At 66.1% G+C, this 7,866-nt stretch carries 5 protein-coding genes and 1 pseudogene; all 6 read left to right on the forward strand.

What is annotated here, in order from left to right; all coding sequences use genetic code 11:
• Window positions 1–1,904: pseudogene (locus EOA33_RS17105) on the forward strand (hypothetical protein); the annotation flags it as partial.
• Between the two features lie 206 nt (window positions 1,905–2,110).
• A complete protein-coding gene (pbpC, locus tag EOA33_RS17115) occupies window positions 2,111–4,201 on the forward strand; it encodes a penicillin-binding protein 1C (protein WP_245482349.1) in 2,091 nt (696 codons plus the stop codon).
• Window positions 4,202–4,241: 40 nt separating this feature from the next.
• The gene (locus EOA33_RS17120; protein ID WP_127406130.1) at window positions 4,242–4,982 is read left to right on the forward strand and encodes a M15 family metallopeptidase; all 741 of its coding nucleotides are present in this window, start codon (window positions 4,242–4,244) and stop codon (window positions 4,980–4,982) included.
• Between the two features lie 228 nt (window positions 4,983–5,210).
• Window positions 5,211–6,239 (forward strand): sulfate ABC transporter substrate-binding protein, encoded by a 1,029-nt coding sequence (locus EOA33_RS17125; RefSeq protein ID WP_126056369.1) that lies wholly within the window; start codon window positions 5,211–5,213, stop codon window positions 6,237–6,239.
• A 75-nt stretch (window positions 6,240–6,314) separates the two neighbouring features.
• On the forward strand, window positions 6,315–7,166 hold the full coding sequence (cysT, locus tag EOA33_RS17130) for a sulfate ABC transporter permease subunit CysT (protein WP_126059034.1): 852 nt from the start codon (window positions 6,315–6,317) through the stop codon (window positions 7,164–7,166).
• A partial coding sequence (gene cysW, locus EOA33_RS17135) for a sulfate ABC transporter permease subunit CysW (protein ID WP_127406128.1) occupies window positions 7,159–7,866 on the forward strand: 708 nt, incomplete at its 3' end. The genes cysT and cysW, both read left to right, overlap by 8 nt.

Below are 7,866 nucleotides of genomic sequence, written 5' to 3' on the forward strand. Positions count from 1 at the left end.
TCATGGCCGTCGCCTGGACGAAGGAAGCGGTTGGCCACGCTCAGGCCGATGTCATCGTGCGCGATCCGGTGGTGATCACCGCCGGCCTGCCGCGCTTCCTGGCGCCCGGCGACAACGCTGTCATGCGCCTCGACATCGCCGACACCGACGGCCCAGCCGGCGACTATGCCCTATCGATCGACACGACAGGCGACCTGTCCACCGGCGACAAGCCGCTCCCCGGCAGGCTGACGCTCGCCCAGGGCAAGCGCCAGACCCTGACCGTGCCGTTGATCGCCAGGACGGCGGGCGACGCCACGATCACCGTCAAGCTCGCCCATGCCGACGGCACCGAGGTCGAGCAGACGCTCTACGTCCCGGTGCGGCCGGCGCAGTTGCCGCTCACCACCCGCCTAGTGGTCGACCTCAAGCCCAATGTCGGCGCCCTGCGCGTCGACAAGGAACTCCTGGCGGCAAGCCTGCTCGACGGCGCTTCGGTAAGCGTCGGCGTCTCTCAGGCGGCCGCCTTCGACGTGCCCTCGCTGCTGATGACGCTCGACCGCTACCCCTATGGCTGCGCCGAGCAGACGACCAGCCGCGCCATGCCGCTGCTCTATGTCAACGAGTTGGCCGAAGGCATCGGCATGGCCAGCGATCCGGACCTGCACGGCCGCATCCAGGACGCGATCTACAAGGTGCTGAGCTACCAGGCCTCGGCCGGCAGCTTCGGCCTGTGGGGCCCAGGCTCCGGCGATCTCTGGCTCGACGCCTATGTCAGCGACTTCCTGACCCGGGCGCGCGAGCAGAAATACGACGTGCCGGCGTTGGCGATGAACCAGGCGCTGAGCAACCTGCAGAACTCGCTCGGCTACGACCAGGACGTCCAGGATCGCGGCAGCGAGATCGCCTACGCGCTCTATGTGCTGGCCCGCAACAAGAAGGCCTCGATCGGCGATCTGCGCTACTATGCCGACACCCAGCTCGAAGCCTTCACCAGCCCGATGGCCGTAGCGCAGCTTGCGGCGAGCCTTGCTCTCTACGGCGACGCGCAGCGCTCGGAGGCCACCTTCCAGACCGCGCTGCGTCTGGCGCAGGCGAGCACCGAGTACGACTACTACCGCTCCGACTATGGTTCGCCGCTCCGCGACGGCGCGGCAATCCTGGCGCTGGCCGCCGAATCGAAGCCGGTGCCGACCATCGTGCCGGCGCTGATCAAGCTGGTGGCCCGGGAGCGCGCCGATGCCCGCTGGACGAGCACGCAGGACGAGTCCTGGATGCTCCTGGCGGCGCGGGCGCTGAAGGAGGGCAATGATTCCATCACGCTCTCCGTCAACGGTGCGCCGCATGCCGGTGGCTATTCCGACCGCTTCAGCGGCAGCGACATCGCCGACAGCCCGCTCACCATCGCCAACACCGGCAAGACGCCGCTGCAGGCGGTGGTCACCACGGTGGCCTCGCCGGTTGAGTCGCTGCCGGCCGGTGGCGACGGCTTCACCATCGATCGCACCTACTACAGGCTCGATGGCACCGAGGCCAACGTCACCGAGGCCACGCAGAACGAGCGCTATGTCGTCGTTCTCAAGGTCTATGAGCAGAACAGCTGGCCTTCGCGCCTCCTGATCACCGACCTGTTGCCGGCCGGCTTCGAGATCGACAATCCGGGCCTGGTGTCCAGCGCCCAGCTGTCGAACTTCTCCTGGCTGGCGCAGACCGACGCCGCCCATCTCGAGTTCCGCGACGACCGCTTCGTCGCGGCCTTCAACCCGAACGACGGCGACGGCGACCGCAACATCACGCTGGCCTATGTCGTGCGCGCGGTGACGCCCGGCACCTATGCCCATCCGGCGGCAACGGTGGAGGATATGTATAGGCCGCAATATTCGGCCCGCACCGCCACCGGCATGATGGAGGTCAAGGCGCCGTAGGGCGCCTTGATAGACGTAGCGATGGCGCTGCCCCTCATCCGCCTGCCGGCACCTTCTCCCCGTATGGAGACGGGGAGAAGGGGGCTGTCGCGAATTTCTCCGCCTATTCTGCACCGTTGGCGATTGGCGAAACCATCGGCAACAGCCCCTTTCTCCCCGTCTCTATACGGGGAGAAATGTCCGGCAGGACAATGAGGGGCGGCGCCATGCTTTCCAGAAAATTCCTGCGACGCAGCGCCATAGCCGCGGCTTGTTGCGTCGGCGTTGTTGCCCCTTCCACAGCCACCCTCTGGCAGCTCGACCGCGCCTATCCGCCGCCGCTGCCAGAAAAGCTGGCGGTCTCCACCGAAGTGCAGGACCGCGACGGTCAGCTTCTGCGCGCCTTCGCCACGCCTGACGGTTACTGGCGGCTCGAAACCCGGCTCGACCAGGTCGACAAGCAATTCGTCGACATGCTGGTCGCCTATGAGGACAAGCGCTTCTGGGACCATGACGGCGTCGACGTCCTGGCGCTTTGCCGTGCCGCCGGTCAGTTCGTCAGCAAAGGCCACATCGTCTCCGGCGGCTCGACGCTGTCGATGCAGCTTGCCCGGCTGATCGAGCCGCGCGACAGTCGCAGCCTCGGCTCCAAAATCAAGCAGATGCTACGCGCCATCCAGATCGAGCGGCGGCTTTCCAAGCGCGAGATCCTGGAGCGCTATCTGACGCTGGCGCCCTATGGCGGCAATCTCGAAGGCGTGCGCGCCGCTTCGCTGGCCTATTTCGGCAAGGAGCCGAAGCGGCTGACGGTCTCGGAGGTAGCACTGCTCGTCGCCCTGCCGCAACTGCCGGAGAAGCGGCGGCCCGACCGCAACCTCGACGTCGCGCATGCCGCGCGCGACCGAGTGCTGACGCGCATGGTTTCCGCCGGCCTGCTCGGCGACCGGGAAGCCGCGCGCGCTGCGCTGGACGATGTCTCCGGCCTGCGCCGCAAGCTGCCGGCGCTGGCCGCCCATGCCGCCTATGCCATGCTGCCCAAGGCCATACCGGGCAAGCCGCTGCAGCTCACCATCCGCAGGAGCGTCCAGCAAGGACTGGAACAGGTGGCGAAGGAAGCCGCCGCCAGGCTCGGCCCAAAACTTTCCGTCGCCATGGTGCTGGCCGATGCCCGCACCGGCGACATCCTCGGCGAGGTCGGCTCGGCCGATTTCTTCGACGCCAGCCGCTCCGGCTGGATCGACATGACCAGGATCGTCCGCTCGCCGGGCTCGACGCTGAAGCCGTTCATCTACGGGCTCGCCTTCGAGCAGGGCCTGGTGGCGCAGGAGACCATCATCGAGGACAGCCCGGCCGATTTCGGCGGCTACCGGCCGAAGAATTTCGACATGGGCTATCAGGGCGACGTCAGCATCCGCCAGGCGCTGCAGCTCTCGCTCAACGTGCCGGCGATCCGGGTGCTCGACGCGGTCGGACCGGCCAGGCTGACGGCGCGCTTCCGCCAGGCCGGCGTCAAGCCGGTGCTGCCGGTCAACGAGGCGCCGGGCCTGGCGATCGGCCTCGGCGGCGTCGGTGTGACGCTGCGCGATCTCGTCCAGCTCTACACGGGCCTCGCCAATGGCGGCAAGGCGCACACGCTGCATGACGGCACCGAGCCGGCCAACGCCGAACGCACCACCGCCACCATCCTCGACGACCAGGCCAACTGGCAGATCACCGACATATTGTCAGGCGTGAAGCCGCCGGAGGGCGCCTTGCAGCGCGGCATCGCCTACAAGACCGGCACCTCCTATGGCTACCGCGACGCCTGGTCGGTGGGCTTCGACGGCCGCTACGTGCTCGGCGTCTGGGTCGGACGCGCCGATGCCGGCGCCGTGCCCGGGCTGTCCGGATACGTCTCGGCCGCCCCGATCCTGTTCGAGGGCTTCGTCCGCTCCGGCCTCGCCACCGTTCCGCTTCCCGGCCAGCCGGCCGGCGTTGCCTGCACCAGCCCGTCCGATCCGGCGCCGAAGCGCGCCAGCGTCACCGGCAACTCGTCGCGTTTTGGGCGGTGGACGCCGGCCGAGCCCGCGCCGACGATCGTCTTTCCGCCCGACGGCGCGCGCGTCGACCTCGCCGCCAATTCGGCCGACGCCTCGCCGCTGGTGCTGAAGCTGCAGGGCGGCCGCGCGCCCTTCCGCTGGTTGGCCAACGGCAAGCCGCTGTCCGGCATCGACCGGCGCCGCACCGCCACCTGGCTGCCCGACGGCGCCGGCTATTCGACGCTCACCGTGATCGACGCCGCCGGCCGCGCGGCAAGCGTGAAGGTTTTCGTTGAATAGGATGCCGCAACCGATTCAGCGCATTGCGCTTCTTGGCCGGATGTCTGGCGCGCGGCGCCATCCTTCGGCGAGAGCAGCTAAGATTCTCGCAACGCTAGCTCTCCTGATCGCAATCTTTCCCGCCTCCGCCGATCCCCTCCCCGCCGGCTTCGTCCGTCTTGCCGATGTCGTCCCCTCGATCCGCCAGGACATTCGCTATGCCGGTCTCAAGAACTTCCTGCACCGCAAGGCCGAGGGCTATGACGCGCCGGTCTGCATCCTCACCCGACAAGCAGCGAAAGCGCTTGCCAGCGTTGAGCAGAAGCTTACCGTCGAGGGGCTGACCCTGGTGGTCTTCGACTGCTACCGTCCGGCGCGGGCCGTCGCCGACATGGTCGAGTGGACGCGAACGGGCGGACCGCCCGACCCGCAATGGTATCCGGCAGTGGAACGCGGCGACCTCATCGCCAAGGGTTATATCGGCGAGCTCTCCAGCCATTCGCGCGGCTCGACCGTGGATCTCGCCATTGCAGCCATCGATGGCGCGGCCGCACCTCACCCTGCCTGCGGCGCGCCCGATGCCGACACGCTCGATTTCGGCACCGGCTTCGACTGTTTCGACCAGGCCAGCGAAACCGCGCACCATCCGCTCCCCGCCGACGCGGCTGCAAACCGCAAGCGACTGGTCGAGGCCATGCGCGCCGCCGGTTTCCGCAACTACGCCCGCGAATGGTGGCACTTCACGCTGATGGCCGAGCCGTTTCCGAAGCAACGCTTCGACTTTCCCGTCACCGCGCCTTAGAGGTCCGGCCGCGAAGGCCGATCTGTCGCCACGCGGCCTTGCCCGAGGGCGGCCCCTTTCTAGATAGCGTCGAGCCGGCGAGGGCGGTCTATCTAATATGAGGAAACCATTTCCCCAAGGGATAGACGATCGGCGAAAAATTTCTCCGATAGGCCAAAAAAGGCAACATTGAATGCATCTAAATTCTATCAATTCGCTAGAGTTCGGCCGTCATCAACGGAGGCGGAAATGACCAAACCTCATTTCAAGAAACTGCTTGGCGCGCTGGTCGCCTCATCTGTCCAGTTCGGCACGCTCGGTTTGGCGTTCGCCGATACGACCCTTCTCAACGTGTCCTACGACCCGACGCGTGAGCTCTACAAGGCCTATGACGAGGCTTTCGCCGCGCACTGGAAGGCCGAGACCGGCGAGACCGTGACCATCCAGCAGTCGCATGGCGGATCGGGCGCGCAGGCCCGCGCCGTGATCGATGGCCTCGACGCCGACGTGGTGACGCTGGCCCTCGAAGGGGACATCAACGCCATCGTCTCGAAGGCGAAGAAGATCAATCCGGATTGGCGGAAAAAGTTCGAGAATAATTCGGCCCCTTACACCTCGACCATCATCTTCCTGGTCCGCAAGGGCAACCCGAAGGGCATCCATGACTGGAACGACCTGATCAAGGACGGCGTCCAGGTGATCACGCCGAACCCGAAGACCTCCGGCGGCGCGCGCTGGAACTATCTGGCCGCCTGGGCCTATGCCAACGCCAATGACGGTGGCGACGAGGCCAAAACCAAGGAATTCATTGCCAAGCTGTACAGCCAGGTACCGGTCCTCGACACCGGCGCGCGCGGCTCGACCGTGACCTTCGCGCAAAAGGGTCTGGGCGACGTGCTGCTGGCCTGGGAAAACGAAGCCTATCTCGCGCTCGACGAATTCGGCGCCGACAATTTCGACATCGTCTATCCGCCGACTTCGATCCTGGCCGAGCCGCCTGTCGCGGTGGTCGACGCCAATGTCGATGCCAAGGGCACGCGCAAGGTCGCCGAGGCCTATCTCGGCTACCTCTACTCCAAGGAGGGCCAGACGCTGATCGCCAAGAACCACTATCGTCCGGCGAAGCCCGACCTGGTGCCGGCGGAAGACCTCGCCAAGCTGCCCGAGATCAAGCTGATCACCATCGACGATCCGCTTTTCGGCGGCTGGAAGAAGGCACAGCCTTATCATTTCGGCGACGGTGGTATATTCGACCAGATCTACAAGCCGGCCCAGTGAGGCGCGACGGCCTCGCGGCCCGAGACATCACCGACGGCAATCTGGTCTGAATAAGAAGGGACGAACAAGAATTCCATGACCACAGTACCGGCTCCGGCGGGGTGGCGATTCAAGCAGCCGAGCGTCATTCCGGGTTTCGGACTGACGCTCGGCTTCTCGCTTGCCTACCTCACGCTCATCATCCTCATCCCGCTCTCCGGGCTGGTCTGGCGCTCGGCGGCACTCGGCTGGACCGATTTCTGGGCGATTGCTGCCGATCGCCGCACCATCAACGCGCTTGAAATCAGCTTCGGCACCGCCTTCATCGCCGCTGGCGTTAATGTCGTCTTCGGCACCATCGTCGCCTGGGTGCTGGTGCGCTACCGCTTTCCCGGCCGTCGCATCGTCGATGCCATGGTCGATCTGCCCTTCGCGCTGCCGACCGCCGTCGCCGGCATCGCGCTCACCACGCTTTACGCGCCGAATGGCTGGATCGGCAAACTGCTGATGCCGCTCGGCATCAAGGTCGCCTATACGCCGCTCGGCATCGTCATCGCGCTGGTCTTCATCGGCCTGCCCTTCGTCGTGCGCACCGTGCAGCCGATCATGGAAGAGCTCGACAAGGAGGTCGAGGAAGCCGCCGCCACGCTCGGCGCCAATCGTTTCCAGATCATCACCCGCATCCTGTTCCCGGGCCTGGCGCCGGCGATCATCACCGGCTTCTCGCTCGCCTTCGCGCGCGGCGTCGGCGAATACGGCTCGGTCATCTTCATCGCCGGCAACCTGCCATTCAAGTCGGAGATCGCGCCGCTGCTGATCGTCATCAGGCTGGAGGAGTACAACTATCCCGCCGCCACCGCGATCGCGGCGATCATGCTGGCGCTGTCCTTCCTGATGCTGCTGGTCGTCAATCTGGCGCAGTCATGGAGCCGCAAACGCTATGGCTGATCCCGAGATTAAATCCTACGAACCGCATCACGAAAGCCAGTCGGCGGCGGTCACCGAAAGCCGGCCGGTGCGCATCGTGGCGATGGCCGTGGCCTTCGCCTTCCTCGCCGTCTTCCTGCTCATGCCGCTAATTGTCGTCTTTCACGAGGCGCTGGCAAAGGGCGTCGGCGCCTACACGGAGGCACTGGCCAGTTCCGACACACGCTCGGCCATCCGCCTGACGCTGCTGGTGGCGGCGATCTCGGTGCCGCTCAACCTCGTCTTCGGCATCTCCGCCGCCTGGGCGATCGCCAAGTTCGAGTTCAAGGGCAAGGCATTCCTGACCACCCTCATCGACCTGCCCTTCTCGGTTTCGCCGGTGATTTCCGGTCTGGTCTATGTGCTGCTGTTCGGCGCCCAAGGGATGCTCGGCGAATGGCTGAAGGCGCATGGCGTCGTCATCCTGTTCGCCGTGCCGGGCATCGTGCTCGCCACCGTCTTCGTCACCTTCCCCTTCGTCGCCCGCGAGTTGATCCCGCTGATGCAGGAACAGGGCAACGGCGACGAGGAGGCTGCCCTTTCGCTCGGCGCCAATGGCTGGCAGACCTTCTGGTTTGTGACGCTGCCCAACATCAAATGGGGCCTGCTCTACGGCGTCCTGCTCTGCAACGCCCGCGCCATGGGCGAGTTCGGCGCGGTGTCGGTGGTCTCGGGGCACATA

Origin of the sequence: Mesorhizobium sp. M4A.F.Ca.ET.050.02.1.1 (assembly GCF_003997725.1) — a bacterium.
Classification (GTDB): domain Bacteria; phylum Pseudomonadota; class Alphaproteobacteria; order Rhizobiales; family Rhizobiaceae; genus Mesorhizobium.